The 24893-nt window shown below is 68.8% G+C and carries 23 protein-coding genes; 10 read left to right on the plus strand and 13 right to left on the minus strand.

Annotated features, from left to right (window positions below; genetic code table 11):
- Window positions 1–61: 61 nt before the first annotated feature.
- The 3 genes from FKR81_RS07510 to mctP all read left to right on the plus strand — a co-directional run bounded on the left by FKR81_RS07510 (window position 62) and on the right by mctP (window position 2734).
- Window positions 62–748 (plus strand): GntR family transcriptional regulator, encoded by a 687-nt coding sequence (locus FKR81_RS07510; RefSeq protein WP_146350198.1) that lies wholly within the window; start codon window positions 62–64, stop codon window positions 746–748.
- An 88-nt stretch (window positions 749–836) separates the two neighbouring features.
- Window positions 837–1097 (plus strand): DUF3311 domain-containing protein, encoded by a 261-nt coding sequence (locus FKR81_RS07515; RefSeq protein WP_146350199.1) that lies wholly within the window; start codon window positions 837–839, stop codon window positions 1095–1097.
- On the plus strand, window positions 1097–2734 hold the full coding sequence (gene mctP, locus FKR81_RS07520) for a monocarboxylate uptake permease MctP (protein ID WP_146350200.1): 1638 nt from the start codon (window positions 1097–1099) through the stop codon (window positions 2732–2734). The genes FKR81_RS07515 and mctP overlap by 1 nt, the downstream gene beginning before the upstream one ends.
- On the opposite strand, the gene FKR81_RS07525 is transcribed toward mctP, so the two are convergent.
- Window positions 2709–3611 (minus strand): ROK family protein, encoded by a 903-nt coding sequence (locus FKR81_RS07525; RefSeq protein WP_235921371.1) that lies wholly within the window; start codon window positions 3609–3611, stop codon window positions 2709–2711. The genes mctP and FKR81_RS07525 overlap by 26 nt on opposite strands.
- A gap of 81 nt (window positions 3612–3692) precedes the next feature.
- Here FKR81_RS07525 and FKR81_RS07530 point away from each other — a divergent pair, with 81 nt between their 5' ends.
- Window positions 3693–4640 (plus strand): hypothetical protein, encoded by a 948-nt coding sequence (locus tag FKR81_RS07530; protein ID WP_146350201.1) that lies wholly within the window; start codon window positions 3693–3695, stop codon window positions 4638–4640.
- 246 nt (window positions 4641–4886) lie between these two features.
- Window positions 4887–5540: a Crp/Fnr family transcriptional regulator gene (locus FKR81_RS07535; RefSeq protein WP_235921372.1), complete on the plus strand. Its 654-nt coding sequence runs from the start codon at window positions 4887–4889 to the stop codon at window positions 5538–5540.
- Here the strand turns inward: FKR81_RS07535 and FKR81_RS07540 are convergent.
- The 7 genes from FKR81_RS07540 to FKR81_RS07570 all read right to left on the minus strand — a co-directional run bounded on the left by FKR81_RS07540 (window position 5530) and on the right by FKR81_RS07570 (window position 15838).
- A complete protein-coding gene (locus FKR81_RS07540) occupies window positions 5530–7635 on the minus strand; it encodes a translocation/assembly module TamB domain-containing protein (protein ID WP_146350202.1) in 2106 nt (701 codons plus the stop codon). The genes FKR81_RS07535 and FKR81_RS07540 overlap by 11 nt on opposite strands.
- On the minus strand, window positions 7636–8892 hold the full coding sequence (locus tag FKR81_RS07545) for a hypothetical protein (RefSeq protein ID WP_146350203.1): 1257 nt from the start codon (window positions 8890–8892) through the stop codon (window positions 7636–7638).
- A 101-nt stretch (window positions 8893–8993) separates the two neighbouring features.
- Window positions 8994–9761, minus strand: a complete 768-nt coding sequence (locus tag FKR81_RS07550; RefSeq protein ID WP_146350204.1) for an amino acid ABC transporter ATP-binding protein — start codon at window positions 9759–9761, stop codon at window positions 8994–8996.
- The gene (locus FKR81_RS07555) at window positions 9758–10555 is read right to left on the minus strand and encodes an amino acid ABC transporter permease (RefSeq protein WP_146350205.1); all 798 of its coding nucleotides are present in this window, start codon (window positions 10553–10555) and stop codon (window positions 9758–9760) included. The genes FKR81_RS07550 and FKR81_RS07555 overlap by 4 nt, the downstream gene beginning before the upstream one ends.
- A gap of 76 nt (window positions 10556–10631) precedes the next feature.
- Complete coding sequence (locus FKR81_RS07560; RefSeq protein WP_146350206.1) at window positions 10632–11444, minus strand: transporter substrate-binding domain-containing protein; 813 nt, start codon at window positions 11442–11444, stop codon at window positions 10632–10634.
- 237 nt (window positions 11445–11681) lie between these two features.
- Entirely contained in the window at window positions 11682–14345 is a 2664-nt protein-coding gene (locus FKR81_RS07565; protein WP_146350207.1) for an MGH1-like glycoside hydrolase domain-containing protein, read from the minus strand.
- A 68-nt stretch (window positions 14346–14413) separates the two neighbouring features.
- On the minus strand, window positions 14414–15838 hold the full coding sequence (locus FKR81_RS07570) for a M20/M25/M40 family metallo-hydrolase (RefSeq protein ID WP_146350208.1): 1425 nt from the start codon (window positions 15836–15838) through the stop codon (window positions 14414–14416).
- Window positions 15839–16153: 315 nt separating this feature from the next.
- On the opposite strand from FKR81_RS07570, the gene pdhA reads away from it, so the two are divergent.
- Genes pdhA through FKR81_RS07585 form a run of 3 tightly spaced genes read left to right on the plus strand, consistent with a single transcriptional unit; the run spans window position 16154 to window position 19758 of the window.
- Window positions 16154–17350, plus strand: coding sequence for a pyruvate dehydrogenase (acetyl-transferring) E1 component subunit alpha (gene pdhA, locus FKR81_RS07575; protein ID WP_146350209.1), 1197 nt, complete (start codon window positions 16154–16156; stop codon window positions 17348–17350).
- The gene (locus tag FKR81_RS07580) at window positions 17350–18372 is read left to right on the plus strand and encodes an alpha-ketoacid dehydrogenase subunit beta (protein ID WP_146350210.1); all 1023 of its coding nucleotides are present in this window, start codon (window positions 17350–17352) and stop codon (window positions 18370–18372) included. The genes pdhA and FKR81_RS07580 overlap by 1 nt, the downstream gene beginning before the upstream one ends.
- Window positions 18373–18384: 12 nt before the next feature.
- A complete protein-coding gene (locus tag FKR81_RS07585) occupies window positions 18385–19758 on the plus strand; it encodes a dihydrolipoamide acetyltransferase family protein (RefSeq protein ID WP_146350211.1) in 1374 nt (457 codons plus the stop codon).
- A 46-nt stretch (window positions 19759–19804) separates the two neighbouring features.
- On the opposite strand, the gene FKR81_RS07590 is transcribed toward FKR81_RS07585, so the two are convergent.
- Both FKR81_RS07590 and FKR81_RS07595 read right to left on the minus strand, forming a co-directional pair.
- Window positions 19805–20290: a hypothetical protein gene (locus tag FKR81_RS07590; protein ID WP_222598192.1), complete on the minus strand. Its 486-nt coding sequence runs from the start codon at window positions 20288–20290 to the stop codon at window positions 19805–19807.
- A gap of 142 nt (window positions 20291–20432) precedes the next feature.
- Window positions 20433–21011 (minus strand): hypothetical protein, encoded by a 579-nt coding sequence (locus tag FKR81_RS07595; RefSeq protein WP_222598193.1) that lies wholly within the window; start codon window positions 21009–21011, stop codon window positions 20433–20435.
- Between the two features lie 191 nt (window positions 21012–21202).
- Here FKR81_RS07595 and FKR81_RS07600 point away from each other — a divergent pair, with 191 nt between their 5' ends.
- Together FKR81_RS07600 and FKR81_RS07605 are read left to right on the plus strand one after the other, a co-directional pair.
- Window positions 21203–22123, plus strand: a complete 921-nt coding sequence (locus FKR81_RS07600; protein ID WP_235921373.1) for a MerR family transcriptional regulator — start codon at window positions 21203–21205, stop codon at window positions 22121–22123.
- A gap of 98 nt (window positions 22124–22221) precedes the next feature.
- Window positions 22222–22569: a hypothetical protein gene (locus FKR81_RS07605; RefSeq protein WP_146350214.1), complete on the plus strand. Its 348-nt coding sequence runs from the start codon at window positions 22222–22224 to the stop codon at window positions 22567–22569.
- 71 nt (window positions 22570–22640) lie between these two features.
- Here the strand turns inward: FKR81_RS07605 and FKR81_RS07610 are convergent, their stop codons facing one another.
- Genes FKR81_RS07610 through FKR81_RS07620 form a run of 3 tightly spaced genes read right to left on the minus strand, consistent with a single transcriptional unit; the run spans window position 22641 to window position 24849 of the window.
- Complete coding sequence (locus tag FKR81_RS07610; protein ID WP_146350215.1) at window positions 22641–23033, minus strand: hypothetical protein; 393 nt, start codon at window positions 23031–23033, stop codon at window positions 22641–22643.
- A 57-nt stretch (window positions 23034–23090) separates the two neighbouring features.
- Window positions 23091–24305, minus strand: a complete 1215-nt coding sequence (locus FKR81_RS07615; protein WP_146350216.1) for an acyl-CoA dehydrogenase family protein — start codon at window positions 24303–24305, stop codon at window positions 23091–23093.
- Window positions 24306–24318: 13 nt separating this feature from the next.
- On the minus strand, window positions 24319–24849 hold the full coding sequence (locus FKR81_RS07620) for an SCP2 sterol-binding domain-containing protein (RefSeq protein ID WP_146350217.1): 531 nt from the start codon (window positions 24847–24849) through the stop codon (window positions 24319–24321).
- Window positions 24850–24893 lie beyond the last annotated feature (44 nt).

The following is a 24893-nucleotide window of genomic DNA, read 5'->3' on the forward strand; positions in this document are numbered from 1 at the left end:
TTCTACAAGTGGACGATACTACAAGGGAGCAATTGAGCAATACTCCAGTAGGATTGTTCACATGGCGGACAATGTCGCGTCGACCCTGGCCAGGGGCAAAGCGGACCTCGAACGAGCCACCACAGCGCAGAAGGTCGCGGACGTCCTCCGCGCCCGAGTCCTCAACGGCGAGCTCGCCCCTGGCGTCAAGCTGAGCGAAGAGGCCATCGGCGGAGCACTGGGAGTCTCCCGCAACACCCTCCGCGAAGCGTTCCGCCTCCTCACCCACGACCGGCTGCTGGTCCACGAGCACAGCCGAGGCGTCTTCGTCCGAGTCCCGACGAAAGACGACGTCCACGACATCTACGCGGCCCGCCGCATCATCGAGTGCGGCGCACTGAGCCGGTGGGACGAAGCGTCGGACGAAGCGAAACAAGCAGTAAAGGAAGCCGTCGAGTTCGGCCAGCAGGGCGCCAGGACGGACAACTGGGCCGACGTCGGCACCGGCAACATCAGGTTCCACCAGGCGATCACCAGGCTGGCCGGCAGCGAACGCCTCAACGAGGACGCCGACCGCCTCTACGCCGAGGTCCGCCTCGCCTTCCAGATGACCAGGGAGACGCGCCAGTTCTACGAGCGCTACCTGCAGTGGAACGTCAAGATCGTCGAGCTGCTCAACAAGAACAAGACGCAGGAAGCGGTCAGCACCCTCGACGAGTACTTCCGCATCGCCGAGCAGGACGTGGTCACACACCTGTCGGCTAGTTAGTCAGCTGGTCACGATTGCGAGCACATCTGCTGCCCTGGCAGGTGAACGGGCCTAACATCCGCGCAACACCGCGTACACGGAGGGCCACATGGACCGCACCCGGAGCCTGCGCTGGAGCAACTGGAACGTGCTCCTGCTGGTCCCGTTGCTGATGCTGATCACGCCGTGGTTCAACTTCGACCAGCCGCGACTGTTCGGCCTCCCCTTCTTCTACTGGTACCAGTTCGTCTTCGTGCCGGTCGGCGTGCTCTGCGTCGGACTGGTCTACGTCAAGACGAAGGACGAACCGGCGGTCAAGGGGAAACCGGACAAGCTCGGCGTTGACGACCTGGACGAAGGAGCCAAGTGATGCAGTGGACCGAGCTGGTGGTGTTCAGCTTCCTCTTCCTGCTGGTCACCGTCATGGGCTTCTTCGCGGCGCGCTGGCAGCGGGGCGACACGCTCGACCATCTCGACGAGTGGGGGCTCGGCGGCCGCAAGTTCGGCAGCTGGATCACGTGGTTCCTGGTCGGCGGTGACCTCTACACGGCGTACACGTTCGTCGCCGTCCCGGCGCTGGTGTTCGGCGCGGGCGCGACGGGCTTCTTCGCCCTGCCGTACACGGTGATCCTGTACCCGATCGTCTTCCTGCCGCTCGTTCGCATGTGGAGCGTCAGCCGGGTGCACGGCTACGTCACGCCCGCGGACTTCGTGAAGGGCCGCTACGGCTCGCACTGGCTGGCGCTGATCATCGCGATCACCGGCATCGTCGCGACCATGCCGTACATCGCGCTGCAGCTCGTCGGCCTCGAAGCGGTGCTGCGCAGCATGGGCCTCAACGGCAGCGGCATCCTCGGCCACGCGCCGCTGTTCGTCGCGTTCGTGATCCTCGCGCTCTACACGTACCAGTCCGGCCTCCGCGCGCCCGCGCTGATCGCGTTCGTCAAGGACATCCTGATCTACGCGGTCATCCTGGTCGCCGTCATCTACCTGCCGTCGAAGTTCGGCGGCTGGGGCGAGATCTTCAACGACGCGCAGGCCAAGTTCGACGCCACGCCGTCGAAGACCGACGGCATCCTGCTCACCGCGAACAACCAGCTGCAGTACGCCACCCTGGCGCTCGGCAGCGCGCTGGCGCTGTTCCTGTACCCGCACTCGCTGACCGGCATCCTGGCCAGCCGCGGCCGCAACGTCATCAAGCGCAACATGGTCGCGCTCCCGGCGTACTCGCTGCTGCTCGGCCTGTTGGCGCTGCTCGGCTACGTCGCGATCAGCGCGGGCACCAAGCCGATCGTCAACCAGGCCACCGGACGCCCGGACACGAACACGATCGTCCCCGAGCTCTTCGGCGCGAACTTCCCGTCGTGGTTCGCGGGCATCGCGTTCGCGGCGATCGGCATCGGCGCGCTCGTGCCTGCGGCGATCATGTCGATCGCGGCCGCGAACCTGTGGACGCGCAACGTCTACAAGGAGTACATCCGCAAGCACGCCACCCCGGCGCAGGAGGCCAAGCAGGCCAAGCTCGCCAGCCTGGTGGTCAAGTTCGGCGCGGTCGCGTTCATCGTGTTCATCGACCCGCAGTTCTCGATCGACCTCCAGCTCATCGGCGGCGTGATGATCCTGCAGACGCTGCCGTCCGTGGCGATCGCGCTGTACACGCGCTGGTTCCACATCTGGGGCCTGGTCGCCGGCTGGTTCGCGGGCATGGGCTACGGCATGTACCTGCTGTACAACATCCCCAGCGCGGACGGGAAGCGCCCGCACTTCGCCGGTTCGGCGCTCGCGCTGGACAAGCTGTCGCTCTTCGGCTGGCACCCGTTCTCGGGGTCGGCCACGCAGATCTACGTCGGTGCGGTCGCGGTGGTCCTCAACCTGCTCGTCGCGGTGGTCGTCACGCTGATCGCCAAGCGCACGCACGTGTTCAACGGCACCGACCAGACCGACCCGTCGGACTACCACGTCGACGAGGACAGCGACCGGGTCAAGCCGGTCGCGGCACCCCACTGACGAGAGCAGCGGCACCCACGAGCCCCGCCGCGCCACCGAGCACGGCGGGGCGAACCTCCAAAGTGGACAGGTAGGAGAGACCCGCGTGCGTCGCCAGAGCGCGGCGCACCGGGTCGAACAACAGCCCGCCCGCCCGCGCCACACCACCGCCGATCACCGCGAGGTCGAGGTCGCACACCGCGGCCGTCGCGGCGATCGCCAGCCCGACCGCGTGACCGGCGCGCTCGAACGCGGCCTGAGCGATGGCATCACCGGCGCGAGCTGATGCCTCCAATGCCACCGCGTCGTCGCCGCGCCAGCCGCGGGCGACGGCCCAGCTGACCATGCGTGGTCCACCGGCCACGGTCTCCACGCACCCGCGTCCCCCGCACGTGCAGGGTTCGCCGGACGGCTCGACCACCACGTGCCCGATGTGCCCGGCGTTGCCGGTCCGGCCGCCGAACGGCCGTCCGTCCAGCACCAGCCCGCCGCCGACACCGGTCGACACCACGAGCCCGACCATGAACCGGCTGCTCCGCCCCGCCCCGCGCCACTGCTCGCCGAGCGCCATGCACACGCCGTCGCCCGCCAGCTCGACCGGCACACCGGGCAGCAGCTCCGAGACGCGCGACCGCAGCGGGAAGTCCTGCCAGGACGGCACGTTGATCGGGCTGACCGTCCCGCGCCCGGTGTCCACCGGACCCGCGGAGGCGATGCCGACGCCTGCGACCTGCTCGCCGTCCAGCACCTGCGTCACGACGGACACGACGGCGTCCCACGGGTCGGTCCGCGGGGTCGGCACCTGCGCGGACCGGCGCACCTCGCCGAGCCGGTCCACCAGACCAGCGGCGATCTTGGTGCCGCCGAAGTCCAGTGCCAGCACCAGATCAGTCACCACGTGCCTCTCTCTTGATCCCTTAGGAGGCACATTGTCCCTGCGTCTGGCCCCGACCCCGGCACCACTGCAACCATATGCGCCATGTCCGGCCTGAGGGACGAGCTCAAACGGCTGCGCAAGGGCAGGGGAGTCCTCGCGCCGGACATCGACACGCTCGCAGGCAACGCCTTGCGTGCATTGTGTGGGATTTCCGCACCCGACACCAAACCGGTGATCAGGCAGAAGGTGACCGAGGAGCTGCGCAAGCTCGCCGAGACGCTGCAGCCCGACCTGCGGCTGGCGGCGCTGGCCGCGCTCGCCATCCACCCGCAGGCGAAGCACCCGTTGCTGACCGACCGAGTCGCGTGGCTCGCCGAGCAACTGGGCAAGCAGGTCCGCACCGCGCGGCGCCGCGCGGACGACGCGCTGGAGCTGCTGGCGCAGGCCGCCGAGAACCGGCCGCGTGACGAGGGCTGGTACGTCGAGGCGTTCGACGCCCAGGTGCGGCTCGACACGCGCACGCCGGAAGTCGTCGAGCGGCGCACGATCGTCGCGACCAGGGACGGCGTCGACGCGATCGTGCCCGCACTGAGCCTGCCGAGGCACCGCGCGGACCAGCGGCCGCTGCACGACGTCAACGCGTCGCTCCTCTACGGCGGCGAACTCATCCAGCAGGAACAGCCGTCGGAGAGCTACTTCCGGTTCACGATCGCGCTGCCGCAGCCGTTGAAGACCGGGCAGACGCACGAGTACGCGATGCAGCTGCGCGTCCCGCAGGGGCAGCCGATGCGGCCGCACTACGTGTTCTCACCGCACCGCCGGTGTGACAGGTTCTCGGTGCGAATCCACTTCGACGTGCGCAATCCACCTCGCGCGGTCTGGCTGGTATCCCACCTGCCGATTCGCATGGTGGACGACGCGACGCCGTGCGGCGAATTGCTCAGCGTGGACGCGAATGGCGAGATCCGCGCCGAGTTCCACGAGTTGGTGCAAGGCTTCGGATACGGAGTCCAATGGCGCTGGGCCGGTGGGTCAGCTCCCGCAAGCTGACCCACCTCCTCCCCGCTGGCCACTCAGCCCATCAGCACGAAGACCACGATCCTGTGCGGCTCCATCTCGCTCACCCCTCTTCTCCTGCGCTGGCCCCGGAAGGGTGGCAGTGAAGAGGGCACTCGTTCTGTGCCAAGTGACACACAACGAGGAACTGGATGCGGGTGACATTACACACAACAATTGGGGTGGGCCAGCAGTCGGAGAAATGGCCAATTACTGGCCATTTCTCCGGGGGGAGGACATGTGAACTTCTGGAGCATGCTCGACGAATCGACACGACAAGCATTCCGGTCCGTTGCGGACGTCCGCAACTTCCGGTCGGGAGCCGTGGTCATCAACGAGGGGGACAGGTCCGGCTGGGTGCTGGTGCTGACCGCGGGCCGGGTCAAGGTCGTGTCGTCGACCGGGGGAGGCCACGACGCGGTGCTCGGCGTCCGGGAGCCGGGCGACATCATCGGCGAGATGTCCGCGGTCGACGGCAACCCCCGGTCGGCGTCGGTGATCGCGGTCGAGGACGTGACCGCGCTCTTCCTGCCCGCGGGCAGGTTCACCGAGCTGATGCGGGAGCCCGCCGTGTCGGCTGCCCTGCTGAAGATCATCAGCGGTCGGCTCCGCATCGCCAGCCTGCGACGTGCCGAGTACGCCGACCGCACCACGTTGGTGCGGGTCGTCGCGCTGCTGATCGAGCTGGTCAACCGGTACGGCGTGCAGACGGCCGACGGCTGGCTGATCACGTTGCGGATCAGCCAGCAGGAGATCGCCGGGCTGGTGTCGGCCTCACGCGAAGCGGTCAGCCGGGCGTTGCGCGTGCTGCGCGACGACGGCGTGCTCAGCACCGGACGGCAGAAGCTGGTCGTGCACCGGCCAGAAGAGCTGCACCGGCTGCTCAGCGCTTGAGCATGCGGGTGAGACCGGCGGCGACGGTCGTCGCGAGCATCCAGCCCGTGACGATGAGCCCGGACGCGATCCACTGCGACGCGCCGGGCGTCTGCCAGCGGTTCTTGTTCCCGAAGTCGACGATCGGCACGACCAGGTCGATCGTGTACAGCCAGGCGTTCCACGGCAGGTGGTCGTCGGCGTTGATCGGCACGAGGTCCGGCTTGAACTCGAACCACAGGCTGCCGAGCAGCCACGACGCGATCAGCCACCCCAGCGCCCGCGCCGGTCGGTACCCGTAGCCGACCATCGACCGCTGCAGCCAGCTCCACAGCAGCACCAGCGGACCGTAGAAGCGCATGCCCTCCGCGAGCGCCTTGTACCGCAGCCGCTGCTTCTCGATCATCACCGTCGACGCGTGCTCGTCGTTGCCGCTCGCCTGCAGCATCTCCGCGAACTGGTCGTACGGCCGCGGCCGGTACGCGCGCCTGGTCGCCTGCCGCAACCAGTGCAGCCGCAGCTCGACCTGGGCGTCGTCGCGCAGGTCGATCGGGCTGGCGAGCGAGTCGTAGCGGAAGTCGTCGAGGTCGATGTACCCGGTGGCCTGCCAGAAGATCGCGTTGTCGTCCAACGAGGTGCAGCGGCCCTGCCGCAGCGTCACGTCGCCCTTCGGCGGCGTCACGACGTTGAGCATCAGCTCCTGCACCTGCATGCCCATGCCGTTCAGCGCGTGACTGTCCAGTTTGTACCCGAGCACCGCGCCGTTGAAGTTCGCCATCCGGCCGATCGTGGCGCGACGGCACCGCACACCGCCGTGCGCGACGAACTCCTTGTCGCCCTGCGCACACACGAGGTCGCGGCCGATGATCGCGCCGCCGATGTCCAGTGACGGCTTCTCCTTCGGCTGGTGCCGGTAGCGGCCGGGCGCGATGAGCCTGCTGCCGCGCAGGTCGAGGTTCGCGCCGACGTTGACGCCGCGCAGCTCCAGCCCGCCCTCGACCTCGGCGTCGCGGACCGCGAAGTTGCTGCCGACGACGCACCGGTTGGCCAGCACGCAGTCCGCCTGCGGGTTCTCCAGCCGCGAGCCGTCGAGGATCAGGCTGCCGCGCACGTGCAGGTCGACCATCCGCAGCTGGCCCTTGATCCGCATGTTCCTGCCGACGACGTCACCGCCGATCTGCGCGCCGTCCATGTGCAGCGCGCGGCCGCGGCCGATCGGCTCGTTGCCCGTCTGCGGCGGGCTGATCGCGTCGACCGACGCGCCGACGAGCGACAGCGAGCCGCCGATGTTCGCGTTGACCAGCCGCAACGTGCCCGCGCTGACGAAACCGCGGTCCAGCCCCACATCACCGCTGACGTCGGTGCGGTCGAGCACGAGCGTCGCGTTCGGATCGGCGTGCGGGTCGGTCGTGTCGACGGTCGCCGGCCCGCGCGAGAGGTTCGCGCCGCGCAACGACAACGCCGAGCTGATCTTGGCGTTGGTCAGGAACACCGTGCCGCGCGCGGTGAACGAGCACAGCATGTTGCCGCCGACCTGGACGCCGTTGGCGTTGAGCGCCATGCCGTCCTCGTTGTCGAGCACGGCGCCGTTGAGGTTGCAGTTGCCGCCGATGCGCGCGCCCGCGAGCCGCAGCTCACCGCTCGTGCGCAGGTCGAAACCGAGCAGCGCGCCCGCGAGCGTCACCCGGTCCGCTTGCACGGCGGGCCTGCCGCGCGAGTGGAAGGTGCTGTCCCGCAACACGAGCGTGCCCGCGATGTCCGCGTCGACGAGGTCCAGCTGGCCGGTGACCGTGCAGCTGATGAACGCCACGTCGTTGTCGCTGCTCAGGTTCCGGCCCGCGAAGCCGGGCAGCGAGCACTCGTTGAACTCGATGCCCGCGATGCGGCTCTGCCGCAGGTCCGGCGTCTCCTCGAACGTGCAGCGCACGAACTCGAGCAGGTACGGCACCTCGACCGCACGCAGGTCGAGCGCACCGGTGATCGTCCGGTCGACGACCCTGATCACCGGTGACACGCTCGCCTTGCGCCTCGGCAGGCGCCAGGTGCCGCTGCTGTTGTTCTCGGACTCCCCCAAGCCCCGCAGCACGTCGGCGGCGGGGAGTTTGCTCAGCGCCATCTATGTCGTGCGCTCCCAGGTGAGGTAGTTGACGTCGTAGCTGCGACCGGACGGCCCCTCCACCGACCTTATGACTTTGACCGCGCTGATGCGGCCGTCTGTGGTTTTCAGGCAGACGACGACGGGCACCGAGGTCAGCACGATCTTCTCCTGCGGCGAGCGGGCGGCGGTGCAGCGGTCGATGTCCTGACCGGTCCCGCCGACCGGCCAGATCTCGCTGTCCGCCATGGGCTGGAAGAAGAACTCGAGCGTGTTCGCGTCCTGCCCGTAGTAGAGGTCGCCGCCGTAGGTGGGGTTGTACGCCCCCGAGTCGACGTCGATCGCGGAGTACCTGTCCAGTGTGACGTCGCGCTGCACGTGCACGGTCGCGGTTTCCGCTCCGACCGTGGTCGTGGGTGGTGGCGGCGGTGGTGCGGAACCGGTCGGCCTGCCAGTCGGATCCAGCGGCCGGGACGGCGCGGTGGCAGTCGGGGCGGGCGCCGTGGTCGTCGACGTCGTCGCGGGAACGGACGTCTGCTCGCTCGTGGAGACCGACGTGGGTGCAGGAGTGGGAGCGGACGAACCCGGCTGGCCGGTGGCCGAGTCCGGGCTGAGCAGCTTGACGGCGGCGAACGAGATCACGCAGACGGCGGCGATCGCGGCCCCCACGATGACGAGTCTCCGGTCGCGCGGGCGGTAAACGTGGTCGGGCAGCCGGATCCAGCCGGTCGTCCTGGTCTCCTTGGTGGACACGCGCACCGCGCGGTACGTGTCCGGACCGCTGGCGGGGCTGTGCCGGACGACGTCGTCGAAGAACCAGGACGACGCGATGATCGCCAGCACACCGGGCGATCCGGTCAGCGCCGCTTTCAGCTGACGGGCCTCCAGCAGCCGGAACGTGTGGTTGACCGCGGCGCCGACGACACCGTGCCCGTCGAACCTGAGCTCACCGGCGTGCACGGCCATGCGCAGGCGGATGCGTTGCTCGTCGGGATGGGTGCTGTTGTGCTCTGCCAGCAAGGTGACCAGCGCGGGTGGCAGCGCCTCGGTGAACAGCGCCTTCGGGAACTCGGCGGGAGCGACGACCAGCACGCCGTCGCCGCGGTCCTCGTGGTGGCAGTCGTCCCAACCGATCCCCGACTCGTCGAAGGCCTGCCGCAGGATCCGGTACAGGGCGTCGCGCACCGCGCTCTGGTGCGGGTTGGTGCGGCGGAGGTCGCCGAACGCCTCGACGTCCACGACGAGCACGGTCCGGTGGACGGTCTCTTGCGGCTGCATGCGATCCCCGCTCGAGCTCTGGCTGGTACGGAGCCAAAGTACTGCCGCTCGAACGGGGATCGTGGGATCACGCGATCAGCATTCCCGATGGGGATCGATCACTACTCAGGATCGCTCGGACCGTGGTGGATCGGGTCCAGAACGCGCGCGAGGAACGACTTGGTGCGGTCCTCCTGCGGGTTCCCGATGACGTCGGCGGCAGGTCCTTCCTCGACGACGTACCCGCCGTCCATGAAGATCACCTTGTCCGCGACCTCGCGGGCGAACTGCATCTCGTGCGTCACGATCAGCATCGTCATGCCCTCGTCGGCGAGCTGGCGCATGACGCCGAGCACGTCACCGACGAGCTCGGGGTCGAGCGCGGACGTCGGCTCGTCGAACAGCATGACCTCGGGGTCCATCGACAGCGCCCGCGCGATCGCGACGCGCTGCTGCTGGCCACCGGAGAGCTGCGCGGGCATCGCGTTGACCTTGTCGCTCAGCCCGACCCGCTCGAGGTTGTGCAGCGCCTTCTCCTGCGCCTCTTTCTCGCCGCGCTTGAGCACCTTGCGCTGCGCCACCGTCAGGTTGTTGATGACGCTCAGGTGGCTGAACAGGTTGAACGACTGGAAGACCATGCCGATCTTCGTGCGCGCGGAGTCGATGTCGACGTCCGGGTCGGTCAGCTCGGTGCCGTTCACGACGACCTTGCCCGCGGTCGGCTCCTCGAGGATGTTGACGCAGCGCAGCATCGTGGACTTGCCGGAGCCGGACGGTCCGATGATGCAGACGACCTCGCCCGGCAGGACGGTCAGGTCGATGCCCTTGAGCACTTCCAGCGGGCCGAACGACTTGCACAGCCCGGTGATCTCGACAGCGGCACCACTCACAGGACCGACACCTTCTTCCCGCCCGTACGACGCTCCAGGTACCGCGACAGGTAGCCGAGCGGCAACGTGATGATCAAGTAGCAGAGGCCGGCGATGAGGATCGGCGTCAGCGACGGGCTGCGGCTCAGCGTCTCGCGGCCGAACTTCGTCAGCTCGTACTGCTCGCGGAACAGGCCGAGGATGTAGATCAGCGACGAGTCCTTGGTGAGCAGGATCAGCTCGTTCGTCAGCGGCGGCAGGATGATCCGGAACGCCTGCGGGATCACGATCGTGATCGTCGCGCGGCTCGCGGACATGCCGAGCGAGCGCGCGGCCTCGACCTGCCCCTTGGGCACCGCCTGGATGCCCGCGCGGATCGTCTCGGCCATGTAGGCCGCACCGACGCTGCCGAGCGCGAGCATCACGGTGGTGAGCGCGGGGAACTGCACCTGGAAGGCGATCGGCACGCCGTAGTAGATGCCGATGAACACGAGCAGCGCGGGCACGCCGCGGAAGAACTCGATGTAGACGGTCGCGATCCACCGGTACGGCGCGACCGTGGACAGCTTCATGAGCGCGAGCACGAGACCCAGCGCGAGACCGAAACCGAAGCCGAGCGCCGTGTAGAGGATGGTGTTCTTCAACGCCACGGTGATGATGTTGGGGAACATCGACGCCGCGATGTCGGTGTTGAAGAACGCCCGGCGGATCTGACCCCAGTCGGCGAGCACGGCGACCAGCCCGGCGACGACGACCAGCAGGCCGTACTGCCCGTACCGGATGTACTGCGCCCGCTTGCGCTTCGACATTGCCATCGAGGGCTCCTAGCGGTTTGGTTCGGACATGCGGCGGGGCCGGCGCGTTGTGCTGCACCGGCCCCGTGAGAAGCCGTTACTTCTTCTCGGGCTTCTTGCCGAACCACTTCTCGTAGATCTTGTCGTACTCGCCGCTGTCCTTGGCCTTCTTCAACACGTCGTTGATCTTGGCCTGCAGCTTGGTGTTGCCCTTCTTGACGCCGATGCCGTACTGCTCACCGGTGTCGAACTCCTTGGTGACCTCGGTGTCCGGGAACTCCTTGGCGTAGTCGTAGAGCACGCCGTTGTCGTTGATCGCCGCGTCGACCGCGCCGGTGCGGACGGCGGTCTCCATCAGCGGGAGGTCCTCGAACTGGACGACGGTGTAGCCGTTGGCGGCCGCGTTGTCGTTCGCGTACTTCTCACCGGTGGTGTCCTGCTGGACACCGAGCTTCTTGCCCTTCAGCGCGGCGAGGTCCTTCAGACCCGAGTCCTTCTTCACGAGCAGCGCCTGGGAGGCGTCGAAGTACGGCTCGGAGAAGTCGATCGCGCCCTTGCGCTCTTCGGTGATCGTCATGCCGGCCGCGGCCAGGTCGCACTGGTTCGCGTTGAAGCTCGTGCCGGACGTGATCGTCTCGAACGGGGTGTCGAAGATCTCCTGCTTGACGCCGAGGTCCTTCGCCACCAGGTCGACGAGGTCGACGTCGAAGCCGACGGTCTTGTCGCCCTCGCTGTACTGGAACGGCTTGTAGGACAGGTGCGTGCAGGTGACCAGCTTGCCGCTCTGGATGAGGGGGACGTCGCCGGTTCCCGACCCCTGGTTCACCGGCGTTGCGCAGCCCGCTGCTGCCATCACGGCCAACCCCACCGCCGGGATCAGGGCCAGCACCTGCCTGGTTCGACGAGCCACTGCGTCACTCCTCGTAACTGTCGCGGACGAGTGACCGGGATACTGCCACTTGGGTGACGTGGTGCACAGCACGTGCGTGTTACAGACCGCGTTCACGCATGACTTTTGCGTCGAATCGCCCGTCCGGCCGCAGTTTGTTGCGCGAATTGGGCTAGATCACACAACAGATGCACGTAATGCGGCCGTATGACGACTCTCTGCAGTGTCATCTGATCAACAGGGCCGTGACCTGCGGCGTCAATGCCCGCCGGACGGTGCTCCGCGATCTTTGAGCAGGCTCGCGACCAGCGCGGTCCACCCCGTCTGGTGCGTGGCGCCGAGTCCTTCGCCGGTGTCCCCGTCGAAGTACTCGGAGAACGTCACGTGCTCGCGCCAGAGCGGGTGGTCGCTCGCCTCGACGCGCTTGCCGTCACTCGGCCGCCGCCCGTCGGCGTCCGGCAGGAAGAGCGACACCAGCCTGCGCGCCAGCTCGTCCGCCGCCTCGGCGGCTGTGACGAACTGCCGCGACCCGGTGGGCAGCTCGACGGAGAACCCGCCGTCGAAGTAGGCGTCCGCCGTGCGCAGCGCCTCGACGAGCAGCGCGTTCGTCGGGAACCAGATCGGGCCGCGCCAGTTCGAGTTGCCGCCGAACATCGGCGTGTGCGACTCGCCTGGCTCGTAGCCCATCCGGTGCTCCTTGCCCGCGACGATCACCTCGAGCCCCTCGCGGTGCGCCGCGCTCAGCGAGCGGATGCCGTGCGGCGACAGGAACTCCTGCTCGTCGAACATCCGGTTGAGCAGGCGTCGCACCTTGGGCTCGTTGAGCAGGCTGACGAACGCGCCCTTGTCGCTGAAGGAGATGAACTGGCGCAGCTCGGGACGCCGCTTCAGCAGGTGGTCGAGCCTGCTGGTGAATCCGGGCAGGTCGCTGAGCACCCACGGTTCGAGCACCGCGTTGGCCAGCAACGGGATGAGGCCGACCATCGAGCGGACGCGCACCGGCTCGGACTCGACCCTGCCGTCCGGGTGCCTGCGGCTCACCAGGTCGTAGCAGAAGCCGTCCTCCTCGTTCCAGATGCTCGTGCCCGCGCTGCCGAAGTGCGTGAACGCCTCCGCGATGCTCAGGAAGTGCTCGACGAACTTCGTCGCGACGTCCTCGTAGGACTCGTCCTCGCGCGCCAGCTCCAGTGCGATCTGCATGAGGTGCAACGAGTACGCGGCCATCCAGCTCGTCGCGTCGGACTGCTCCAGCCGCCACTCGCCGAGCATCGGCTCGGACCGGTTGACCGGGCCGATGTTGTCCATGCCGAGGAAGCCGCCCTCGAACAGGTAGCTGCCGTCGGCGTCCTTGCGGTTGACCCACCAGGAGAAGTTGAGCAGCAGCTTGTGGAAGACCTTCGCCAGGAACTTGCGGTCCCAGCTGCCGTCCATCCGGTACACCTGCAGCGCGGCCCACGCGTGCACCGGCGGGTTGACGTCGCCGAACTCCCACTCGTACGCGGGCAGCTGGCCGTTCGGGTGCATCAGCCACTCGCGGCACAGCAGGAGCAGTTGCTCCTTCGCGAACGCCGGGTCGACGAGCGTGAACGGGATCGTGTGGAACGCCAGGTCCCACGCGGCGAACCAGGGGTACTCCCACTCGTCCGGCATGGAGATCACGTCGGCGACGTCGAGGTGCCGCCAGTGCGTGTTGCGCGCGGTCGGCGTCCGGCGCGACTGCGGCGCCTCGGGCTTGGTCGGGTCGCCGTCGAGCCAGTCGCGGGCGCGGAACCGGTAGTGCTGCTTGGTCCACATCAGGCCGGCGAGCGACTTGCGCAGCACCTGCTGTTCCTCAGGCGTGCCGCCGGGCAGGAGGTCGGCGAAGAAGTCGTCCGCGTCTCGTCTTCGCTCATCCACAGTGGACTGGAAGCTCGGTCCGAACGGGTCGTCGTGCTCCAGCGCGGTGAGGCGCAGCCGGACGGTCACGGTTTCGCCGGACTCGACCGGGTCGAACGAGTACCAGGCGGCGGCCTTCGTGCCCGGCTCGCTGGTGTCGTCCGGTCCGACGACCTGGCAGCTGGTCGTCGACCCCTTCACCACGTACTCGTCGATGCCGTCCTTGGTGAACCGCGTCGGGTTGCTGTGCGCGCCGAAGAGCTGCTGCTCGTTCGTCTCGTTGTCGGTGACGAGCAGCGTCGGCGTGCCCTCGGTGTGCAGGTGGTAGCGCCCGAGCTGCCCGTGCTCGGCGGTGAAGCTCCGGCCGTTCCTCGTGCTGCCGACGATCGAGCACGGCCGTTCGTCGCGGCCCCACGCCCAGGTGTTGCGGAACCACAGCTGGGGGAGCAGGTGCAACGGCGCCGGTGCGGGCCCGTGGTTGGTGGCGCTGATCTCGACGCAGATGTCGTCGGTGCCCGCCTTGGCGTAGGTCACCCGCACGTCGAAGAACCGGTTCTGGTCGAGCACGCCGGTGTCGCTCAGCTCAGGCTCGCGCTCCTCGCGTCCGGCCTCGCGCGCGAGCCTGCGGAGCTCGTCGTACGGGAACTCCTGCTGCGGGTAGCGGTAGAGCACCTGCATCCAGGAGTGGGTGGGCGTCCCGTCGGTCACCCACCAGTGCTCCTTGACGTCCTCACCGTGGTTGCCCTCGTCGTTGGTGAGGCCGAAGTACCGCTCCTTGAGGATCGGGTCCTTGCCGTTCCACAGCGCGAGCCCGAAGTTGAGGAACCCGTGGACGTCGCAGATGCCCGCGATGCCGTCCTCGCCCCAGCGGTAGGCGCGGGCGCGAGCGTGGTCGAACGGGAACGACGTCCACGCGTCGCCGCCCGCCGAGTAGTCCTCGCGCACGGTGCCCCACTGGCGCCCGGCGAGGTACGGGCCCCACAGACGCCACGGCGACGTCGGAGTACCCGACGTCGCCAGACGTTCCCGTTCCGTTCGCTCGCTCATGGCGCCCAGTGTGGGGCACCGGTTCCGGCCGCTGGTTAATCCAGGGTCAGGTCTGAGTCATTTACCACTCACGAGCGCTTCGAGTGCGCGTCCAGCACCAACGCGACCGCCTCGGTGACCCGCGCGGCCTGGGCCAGGTGCAGCCACTCGTCCGGCACGTGGCAGTTGGAGTCCGGCCCTACGGCGCCGGTCACGACGAACTGCGCGTCCGGGTAAGCCTCGTGCAACAACCCCATGAACGGGATCGAGCCGCCGAGCGCCACGGTTCGCCACGGCGCGCCGAAGACCTCCTTGCCCGCGTCGTCCAGCGCGGCCCGCAGCCACGGCGCCAGCTCGGGCGCGTTCCAGCCGTTGCCCGCCTCGATGCGGCTGAGCTCGACGGTCGCGCCGTACGGGACGTCCGTGGTCAGCAGCTCGGTGACGGCCGCCAGCGCGGCGTTGGCGTCCGCGGTCGGCGGCAGGCGGAACGACAGCATGATCGACGTGAACGGGCGCAGCACGTTGCCCGCGTCGTCCGGCGCGGGCAGGCCGTCGGCGCCGGTGATGGACAGCGTCGGCCGCCAACCGGAGTTGAGCGCCAGCTCGGTCTCGTCGTCGGACATGGCCCGCAGGTCACCGACGCGCGGGACGGCGCCGAGCAGCGCGCCGGGCGCGGTCTCGACGGCCTCGCGGGTCTCGGTGATGCGGTGCGGCGGGATCTCGACGTGCATCTCCGGCACCTTCACGACGCCCGTCTCGGCGTCCTCGAGCCGGTCGAGCAGCAGCCGCGCGATGCGGAACGAGCTGGGCACGATGCCGGACGCCATGCCCGAGTGCAGGCCGGACTCGAGGATGCGCACGGTGACCGTGACCTGCAGCAGGCCGCGCAGCGACGTGGTCAGCCACATCCGGTCGTAGTCGCTGCCGCCGGAGTCGAGGCAGACGACGAGCGACACGTCACCGAGCCGGTCGCTCAGGTGCTCCAGGTACGCCGGGAGGTCCGGGCTGCCGGACTCCTCGCCGGTTTCCAACAGGATCACGGCACGCGAATGGGTGCCGCCCGCGGCGCGCACGGCCTCCAACGCGGCCACCGCCGCGTAGCCGGAGTAGCCGTCATCGGCCGCGCCGCGGCCGTAGAGGCGGCCGTCCTTGAGCACCGGAGTCCACGGACCGAGACCGTCGGACCAGTTCGCGACCGGCGGCTGCTTGTCGAGGTGGCCGTAGAGCAGCACCGTGTCAGAAGAAGAGTCGGTGGCCGGCACGTCGACCAGCAGCAACGGGGACCTGCCATCGAGCTGAACGACGTCGATGGTCGCGCCGGGCAGCGAGCGCTGGGCGAGCCAGGCGCGGACGTGCTCGATGGCGGCGGCGAGCTGGCCGTTCTCCGCCCACCTGGGGTCGAAGACCGGTGAGATGGCCGGGACGGCGACGAGCTCGGAGAGGCTGGGGACGATCTCTTCGTCCCAGAGCCTGCGAACGGTGCTGGTTACAACGGAGCGCTCCACGCAGCCGATCCTGTCATGACACCAAGCCGCTGCTAGGTTAACGATCGGTAACCGGGACAGTGCTGTCCGGTCACCGAACGGCCTAGTCGGATTGCCAAAGGTTGACCTTCCTACTGTTTGCGCTGTTCAGAACGTTGCCGATTGTGTTACTAGGTGGGATGCCACTCACCAACACGGGTGAGGCCGTGTCAGGATGTGGATGAGAACACCGTCAGCGCCGACGGAACGCACGACGCCCCCACAGGGGCGGCGGCGACCGGCGGCGCCGCCGCACGAGGTCGTCACGAGCGACCGGGGCGGACTCGTAGACGAGGAGAAGGCGCAATGTCGTCCCCTGAGCAATGGACGCACCCGGAGCCGGATGCAGCGCCGGCCGCCACTGCCGCAAAACCGACAGCGGAACAGGTGATCGCAGGCTTGCGAGCTACAGACGAGGGCGGCGCCGACCTGGTGCAGCTCCTCACTCCTGAGGGCGAGCGTGTTCAGCATCCCGACTTCGACATCGACATCACGGCGGAGGAGCTGCGCGGCCTGTACCGCGACATGGTCCTGATCCGCCGGGTCGACCGCGAGGCCAACGCCCTGCAGCGCAAGGGCCAGCTCGGCATCTGGGTGCCGTTGCTCGGTCAGGAAGCCGCGCAGATCGGCGCCGGCCGCGCGATGCGTCCGGACGACATGGCGTTCCCGAGCTACCGCGAGCACGGCATCGCGTGGACCAAGGGCGTCCACCCGACCGAGCTCCTCGGCATCTTCCGCGGCACCGACCAGGGCACCTGGGACCCGGTGGAGCGGAAGTTCCACCCGTACACGATCGTCATCGGCAACCAGGTCCTCAACGCGGCCGGTTACGCGATGGGCCAGAAGTTCGACGGCAAGGTCGGCGACGACGACGGCGAAGCCACGATGTGCTTCTTCGGCGACGGCGCGACCAGCCAGGGCGACGTGCACGAGGGCTTCGTGTGGGCCGCGGTGTACGACGCGCCGCTCGTGTTCTTCTGCCAGAACAACCAGTGGGCCATCTCCGAGCCCACCGAGCGCCAGTCGCGCCTCCCGCTCTACCAGCGCGCCCGCGGCTACGGCTTCCCCGGCATCCGCGTCGACGGCAACGACGTGCTGGCCACGCTGGCCGTCACGCGCTGGGCGCTGGAGGAGTGCCGCCACGGCAACGGCCCGATCCTCATCGAGGCCTTCACCTACCGCATGGACGCGCACACCACGTCCGACGACCCCACCCGCTACCGGCTCTCCGACGAGCTGGAGCTGTGGAAGCTCAAGGACCCGATCGAGCGCGTCAAGGTCTACCTCGTCAAGCAGCAGTGGGCCGACCAGGCGTTCTTCGCCGAGATCGAGGCCGAGGCCGACACGCTGGCCGAGGAGCTGCGCGAGTTCTGCGTGAACATGCCGGACCCGCCGGCGGAACGGATCTTCAGCAACGTGTACGCGGAGGGCAACCCCAACCTGGAGGCCCAGCGCGACGAGTTCCTCAGCTACGTATCGGGTTTCGCTGGAGGTGAGCACTGATGGCTGCTCCGACCATGGATCGCGCGTCGTCCTCGGCTGCGTCCCCCGTGCAGACCCTGACGATCTCCAAGGCTTTGAACATGGGCCTGCGGGCCGCCATGGAGGCGAACCCGAAGGTCCTCATGATGGGCGAGGACATCGGCAAGCTCGGTGGCGTCTTCCGCATCACCGACGGCCTGCAGAAGGACTTCGGTGAGCAGCGCGTGCTCGACACGCCGCTCGCGGAGTCCGGCATCATCGGCACCGCCGTCGGCCTCGCGATCCGCGGTTACCGCCCGGTGTGCGAGATCCAGTTCGACGGCTTCATCTTCCCCGGCTTCGACCAGATCGTGTCGCAGGTGGCGAAGCTGCACTACCGCACCCAGGGCAAGATCAAGCTGCCCATGGTGATCCGGGTTCCGTTCGGCGGCGGCATCGGCGCGGTCGAGCACCACTCCGAGTCGCCCGAGTCGTACTTCGCGCACACTGCCGGCCTGAAGGTCGTCTCGTGCTCGAACCCGACCGACGCGTACTGGATGATCCAGCAGGCGATCGACTGCGACGACCCGGTGCTGTTCTTCGAGCCGAAGCGCCGCTACTACGAGAAGGCCGAGGTCGACACGACCGTCGCACCCGGTCCGCTCTTCGCCTCGCGCACGCTGCGCACCGGAACGGACGCGACGCTCGTCGCGTACGGCCCGATGGTCCGCACCTCGCTGGACGCGGCGGCCGCCGCGGCAGAGGACGGCACCTCGCTCGAGGTCATCGACCTGCGCACGCTGTCTCCGCTCGACCTGGAGCCGGTGTTCGAGTCGGTGCGTCGCACGGGCCGCCTCGTCGTCGTCTCCGAGGCGCCGTCCGAGGCGTCGATCGCATCCGAGATCGCGGCTCGCGTGCAGCAGGAGTGCTTCTACTCCCTGCAGGCACCGGTGCTGCGGGTGACCGGTTTCGACACCCCGTACCCGCCGTCGAAGCTCGAGGAGGAGTTCCTCCCCGACCTCGACCGGGTGCTGCACGCCGTCGACCGCTCGCTCGCCTGGTAAGGGGAATCTTCGATGCCGCAGTACAAGCAGTTCCCCCTGCCGGACACGGCCGAGGGGCTGACCGAGGCCGAGATCCTCACCTGGCACGTCAAGCCGGGCGACGCGGTCACGGTCAACCAGATCATCGTGGAGATCGAGACGGCCAAGGCCGCCGTCGAGCTGCCCTGCCCGTGGGCGGGCGTGGTGACCGAGTTGCACGCGTCGCCCGGTCAGACCGTCGAGGTCGGCGTCCCGATCATCACGATCGACACCGACCCCGGTGGTGCGGCGGCTCCCGAGCCGGCGCCCGCGGCCTCGGTGTCGGGTGATCTCAACGGCACGCCGTCCAGCGGCAAGATCGGCGAGGAGATGCCGGGCGGCCGGATCGCCACGCTGGTCGGCTACGGGCCCAAGTCCGGTGCGGCCAAGCGCCGTGCCCGCAAGGACTCGGCGCCCGTCGCTCCCGCCGCCGCCGTCGCTGCTCCCGCCGCACCGGTGGTCGCCGCTCCGGTCGCTCCGGAACCCGTTGCGGCTCCTGGTGGTTACGTGCCGCTGGCCAAGCCGCCGGTGCGCAAGCTGGCCAAGGACCTCGGTGTCGACCTGCGCGCGCTGACGGGCTCCGGCCCGGACGGCGTCATCACGCGTCAGGACGTCGAACAGGCCGTCGCCGCTCCCGCCGCCGCTGCTCCATCCTTTGTGGACAACGGCACGCGCGAGCGCAGGGTGCCGATCAAGGGCGTCCGCAAGGCGACCGCGCAGGCGATGGTGGACAGCGCGTTCACCGCGCCGCACGTCACGGAGTTCCTGACCGTCGACGTCACGCCGATGATGGAACTGCGCGCGCGCCTGAAGAACGCGCCGGAGTTCCGCGGCGTGAAGCTGACGCCGCTCGCGTTCTGCGCGAAGGCCGTCGTCCTGGCGGCCAAGCGCACCCCGGACGTGAACGCGACCTGGGACGCCGCGGCGGGCGAGATCGTCTACAAGGACTACGTGCACCTGGGCATCGCGGCAGCCACGCCGCGCGGCCTCGTGGTGCCCAAGGTCCGCGACGCCGACCGGATGTCGTTGAAGGAGCTGGCCGGCGCGCTCGACGAGCTCGCTTCCGTTGCCCGCGAAGGCAAGACGTCACCGGCCGACATGATGAACGGCACCATCACGATCACCAACGTGGGTGTGTTCGGCGTCGACACCGGCACGCCGATCCTCAACCCCGGTGAGTCCGCGATCCTCGCGCTCGGCGCGATCCGCGACATGCCGTGGGTGGTGGACGGCCAGATCGTCGTTCGGAAGATCTGCCAGCTCGCGCTGTCGTTCGACCATCGCGTGGTCGACGGCCAGCAGGGCTCGCAGTTCCTCGCCGACGTCGGTGCGCTGCTGGCCGATCCCGGCCTGGCGATCACCTACTGAGCACGGCGGAAGCCCCCGGTCGAAGGAGACCGGGGGCTTCCGCACGTCACGACAGGTTGGCCGTGACCACGCCGAGCGCCTTGTAGGCGCCTGCGACGATCTGCACCGTGTAGCCGCCTTCGGCGCACTGGCTCGACTGCCACCCCGCATCCGTGGAGTACCCCCGCGCGCACGTCCTGTGCGCGGAGTTGCCGATGCCGATGGACCCGAGCTTCTTGTAGGCGCCGAGCGTGCCGACCTGCCCGTCGGCGGTGCAGACGGCGGGCAGCTGACCTTCGCCCTCCACGCGCCCCGTCACGCACGTCGAGCCACCGGTGCCGGTCGCCTTGAACTGGACCGCGTCCAGCTCTGCTCCCTCGGCACCCGCGGACGCCCAGCTGGTGCCTGCCTCGCACGTCCAGGCCTGCCAGGCGCCGTCGGCGACGTGTCCGCGCAGGCACAGCGTCGGGTCGGCCTGCGCTGCCGTCGCCGGCAGCACCGTGACCAGCGAGAGCAGTGCGCCCGCGAGCAGGCTTCGGCCAATTCGAGTCATCATCGATCCCCCAGATCGGTCACCCAGCGGTGTCATCCGTTGTACCGCCGGTTACTCCTTTCTACCGCAATCGGCAATCGAGTTCGGGTGGAATTGATGACGCGCCGAGGGGAGCCCCCGCCGAGGGCTCCCCGTGCCGCGGCTACGGCAACCAGGCCCGCAGCGCCTCCATGCGACGCGACTGCCCGGTCGTGCCGACGAACGCGACCACGCCCGGACCGGCGCAGCGCGCGCCCTGCCAGCCGATGTCCTGCAGATGCGCCTCGGCGCAGGTGGTGGAGCCCGGTGAGCCGAGCCCCAGTGCCTCCATGCGGCGGGACTGGCCGGTCGTGCCGACGGCCGCGACGGCTCCGTCGGCGACGCAGACCTGGCTCAGCCAGCCGAGGTCCTGCACGTGCGCCTGCGCGCAGACGCCGCCCGCGCCGAAGGTCGTGACGGCGAGCGCTTCCATCCGGCGGGACTGACCGGTCGTGCCGACCGTGGCCACACCGCCGTTCTGCCCGCACACCCAGCCCTGCCAGCCGATGTCCTGCAGGTGGGCGTTGAGGCAGATCGTCGCTGCCGCGATCAGTGGTCTGCTCGGCGGTGCCGGGACCTCGAGGGTCGTTCTCTGCTTGTTCGGGCTGCCCGCGGTGGTGGTCGCGGGTCCGGTGTCGGCGTGGGCGGGGACGGCCAGGGCGAGCGCCGCGAAGATCGCGGCGACGCCAGCGATGAGTCGCACGTTTCCTCCTGCTCGGTGGACAACGTGACCAACGCTCGCATGAATCCGACCGTGCTCAATCCGTCGCGTGGAGTGAGTGTGCCTGAGCTGATTGACCTTCCAGGAGTGGGCTGACCAGGCCGTAAAAGGCGGAACCAGAACGAGGGATTCGAGTTGACTCTCCACCTACTGGAGGGTTCAGAGTGGTTCCCGTGACGCGCTACAAGATCGGTGAGCTGGCCAGGATGACCGGGCTGACCGTCAGGACCATCCGGTTCTACTCGGACCAGGGGATCATCCCGCCGTCGGCGAGGACGCACTCCGGCTACCGGACGTACGACGTGGAGGCGCTGGCGAAGCTGAAGCTCGTCCGCACCCTGCGCGAGCTCGGTGTCGACCTGCCCACCGCGCAACGGGTGCTGACCCGCGAGGTGACGGTGACCGAGGTGGCGCGCGTGCACGCGGACGCGATCGACGCGCAGATGAGGACGTTGCGACTCCGTCGCGCCGTGCTGCGCGCGGTCGCCAAGGGAGGGGAGATGGAACTGATGAACGAGTTGGCGCGCATGACAGACGAGGAGCGCCAGCGCATCCTCGACGACTTCTTCGAGGACGTGTTCGGACCGTACGAACTGGACCCCGGCTTCGAGTCGCACATGCGGTCCGTGCGCATCGAGCTGCCTGACGACCCGTCCACCGAGCAGCTCGAGGCGTGGGTCGAGCTGGCGAAGCTGGTGCAGGACAACGACTTCCGCGCGAGCATCAAGCGGATGTCCGCCAGGCACGAGCAGATGCGCGCGGACGGCGAGAACATGGGCGCCCCGAGCCAGGGGCAGATGGACGCGTTCACGAACTCCGTCCAGGAGGCCCGCGCGGCACTGGACGCGGGCATCGCCCCGGACTCGCCGCAGGCGCGCGAGATCGTCGACCGCGTCAACGCGAAGTGGGCCGAGGCCTTCGGCGTGCCGAACGACGAGCACCTGCGCGAGAAGTTGTTCCTGCACCAGGACTTCGCCGACCCGCGGGCCGAGCGGTACTGGGTGTTGATCGCGAAGATCAACGGCTGGCCGCCGGTACCGGACACGTCCGCGGAACGCGCGTGGCTGCGCGCCGCCGGTCAGCCGTTGGCGTGACTCAGCCGGGCCGGTAGGCGGCACAGCCGATCGCGACGGCTGTGCCGGGAACGCCCGATCAGGCCCGTTCGTTCCACGTTCGACGAGGGGGAGCGCGGATGGCCGGTTTCGTGGAGGTGCTCGGCGGAATGCTCGCCGAGCTGTTCAGCTGGCGCACCGGCTACCGGTCCGACGACCGCAACGCGCGTGCGGCGGTGCTGGTCGACGGGCACTGGGAAGAAGGCACGCTGTACCTGGGCGACACCGAGCTGGTGTGGAACAACCGCATGGTGTTCAGCAGCGAGGAAGGCCTGGTCATCGAGGCGGTCGACGAGGACGAGGCGTGGATGATCGCGCCGAACATGGTGGTGCTGCACTACGTGACGGCGGACGGCATGACCCAGCTGGCCGTGCACCAGGCCGACCTGGAGAAGATCGACCGAGTGCTGCCGCTGCCGTCATTCTGACCGGGCGGGCTCTCCGGTCAGCCGGATGAGCACCGCACCACCGGAGTGCAGCCCGAGCCCGATGCACGCCATCAACCGCACCCCTGCACGGCCGCCCGGTCGTGCACCTCGCGGCTCACCTCGGTGACCTTGTTCCGGTTGACCAGCACGTACTTCCCGTCGCGGATCTCGGGTGCGCCACCGGGTCCGGTCACCAGCGTGATGAGCGCGAGCAGCCAGGCGCCGTAGAACACGACCGCGGCCACCGCGATCGCCCCCATGGGCACCCGCGCCCGCAACTCCTGCCACACCCCGCGCAGGCCCGCGAACCTCAACCGCCTGCGACCGACGACCACCAGCACGGGCACGGCCGCGACCACCAGCAGCAACACGACCGGCAACGGCACCCGCGGCGCACCCGGCACGAACGTCGACCCGATCACGGCGGCGCACACGACCGCGCCGACCACTCCGACGTGCTTCACGCGGTCCTCCAAGTGGACGTGAACCCTGCTGCTGGTTGCAGCAGCAGGGTAAGCGTCCTACTTGATCTGCATGCCCGAAATCGCGCGGGACACGACGAGCCGCTGGATCTCGGACGTGCCCTCGAAGATGGTGAAGATCTTGGCGTCGCGGTGCCACCGCTCGACCGGGTGCTCACGCGTGTAGCCGGCACCGCCGAGCACGTGGATCGCGCGTTCCGTGGCCCACACGGACACCTCGGACGCCTTGAGCTTGGACATCGAGCCCTCGCCCGCGGTGAACGGCACGTTGTTGCGCCCCATCCACGCGGCCCGCCACACCAGCAGGCGGGCGGCGTCGATCTCCATCCGCATGTTGGCGAGGTCGAACGCGATCGACTGGTTCTCGACGATCTTCCGGCCGAACGCCTCGCGGTCCTTGGCGTACTCGAGCGCGTACTCGTAGGCCGCGCGGGCCACGCCGACGGCCATGGCGCCGACGGTCGGACGCGTCGTCTCGAAGGTCGCCATCGCGGCCTGGCCGCCTGCCTTCTGGCCTTCGCGGGCACGGGCCAGGCGGGCCTCGACGCGCTCACGACCGCCGAGCACGCAGCGACCGGGTACGCGGACGTCGTCGAGGAACACGTCGGCCGTGTGCGACGCGCGCATGCCGTGCTTCTTGATCTTGCCGGGAGACGAGAGTCCTGGTGTGCCGGGCGGAATGATGAACCCGGCCTGGCCGCGGGTGCCCAGGGCCGGGTCGATCACCGCGGTCACGACGTGCACGTTCGCGATGCCACCGTTGGTGGCCCACGCCTTCTGGCCGTTGATGACCCACTCGTCGGTGGCCTCGTCGTACCGGGCGCGCGTGCGGTAGCCGCCGACGTCCGAACCGGCCTGCGGCTCGGAGGCGCAGAACGCGGCCAGCTTCGGGTCCGCCTCGTCACCGAAGCACTCCGGCACCCACTCGGCGAGCTGCTCGGGCTCGCCGGACGCGAAGATGCCCGCGACCGCCAGGCCCGTGCCCATCAACGCCAACGCGATGCCCGCGTCACCCCAGAACAGCTCCTCGGTGGCGATCGGCAGCGACAGGCCGATCGGGTCGGCGAACCAGGTCGCCAGCGCCTCGAACCCGTACAGGCCGATCTTCGCGGCCTCCTGGATCACCGGCCACGGCGTCTCCTCGCGCTCGTCCCACTCGGACGCCGCGGGGCGGATGACTTCGCGGGAGAATCCGTGCACCCAGTCGCGCAGGTCGGTCTGGTCCTCGTTGAGCTCGAGCGAGAAGCCACCCATGTATTAAGTCCCCTCAGGCCTTCGGAATGTTGAACAGGCTCATGAACCCGGCCGCGAATCCCAGGTCGCCCTTCACCTTCAGCTTGCCCGTCATGAACAGCACGGGCGCGGAGGCGTTGCCGGTGGCGAGCTTCAGGAAGTCCGCGGGGGTCAGCGTGACCGATGCGCGCGGTTCGCGCGACGGGTCTTTGTTGATGGAGCACGCCGAGTCCTCGATGATCGTCTCGTAGACGTCGTCGACGATGTGGAAGTGCACGACGGCCTTCGTCGCGCCCGCGCGGTCGGAGCGGAAGTGCGCCTCCATCCGGCGGAACACCTCGTCCAGCACCCGGACCCGCAGCGCGGGACGGCTCATCACGGTCTCGATCTGGTCCTTCGACGCGCGCGAGATGATCCGGGCGAAGTTCTGCGGATCGATCTGCGCGAAATTGAGCTCGGCGCCGTCGAACGCGTCGAGCAGGTCCGCGAACTCGTCCTTGCCGAGCTTCTTCGGGTCGATGTCCTCGATCTTCAACGCCGAGACATCGATCTTTTCCTTGGCCATCTGACCCTCCCTGTACCTACTCGCGAGTAAGACTACTGACGAGT

The organism is Lentzea tibetensis, assembly GCF_007845675.1.
GTDB lineage: Bacteria > Actinomycetota > Actinomycetes > Mycobacteriales > Pseudonocardiaceae > Lentzea > Lentzea tibetensis.